Consider the following 242-nt stretch of genomic DNA (forward strand, 5'->3'; position numbering starts at 1 on the left):
TTGCGAAGGCCCGCACTTCGCAGGTGCCGTCCCAGCCCGGCATGTGATCGAGGTGGAGCTGCATGAATTCCTTGGCCATGGCCAGCGCTTCCGCCTTGTCACGCAGCTCGAAAATGGCGTAGCCGCCCACGCCTGATGAACGCTTTCGCATCCCATCGTCGGCGGCGATGACGGCCGCCGACATCGACGAGACCGTCCGTGCCGCGATTCATGCGACTTGGCGCGTCGCGCAGCCGCGGCTG

1 pseudogene is annotated in these 242 nt (G+C 66.1%); it reads right to left on the reverse strand.

What is annotated here, in order from left to right:
* A pseudogene (locus G8O24_RS43730) lies at positions 1–184 on the reverse strand (hypothetical protein); the annotation flags it as partial.
* Positions 185–242: the final 58 nt, after the last annotated feature.

Source organism: Bradyrhizobium campsiandrae (assembly GCF_014529705.1).
In the GTDB taxonomy this organism is placed as follows: Bacteria; Pseudomonadota; Alphaproteobacteria; order Rhizobiales; family Xanthobacteraceae; genus Bradyrhizobium; species Bradyrhizobium campsiandrae.